Below are 212 nucleotides of genomic sequence, written 5' to 3'. Positions count from 1 at the left end.
ATATTAATACAGACAGTTTCTTGTCTTTTTTAGATCCTCCAGAAGTTAAGAAACTTTCGCCAGATGAGTATCGTGCATATATTTATATAAACTTTTTATTTGATTGGATTTGCTATTTAACACTTTATGCACCTTTTATAGTTCTTTGTTTATTACAAGCTTATTTTTTTAAATGCTATAGCACAGGAGAAAAACGTAAAAAAATAAGTTGG

1 pseudogene is annotated in these 212 nt (G+C 27.4%); it reads left to right on the top strand.

Features of this window, described 5'->3' with window-relative positions:
• Window positions 1-212 (top strand): annotated as a pseudogene (locus H2280_RS08650) (hypothetical protein); the annotation flags it as partial.

The organism is Campylobacter sp. 2457A, from assembly GCF_020135895.1.
In the GTDB taxonomy this organism is placed as follows: domain Bacteria; phylum Campylobacterota; class Campylobacteria; order Campylobacterales; family Campylobacteraceae; genus Campylobacter_D; species Campylobacter_D taeniopygiae.
The sequence above is the reverse complement of the archived record's forward strand: the minus strand, read 5'-3'. Positions and strand labels throughout refer to the sequence as shown.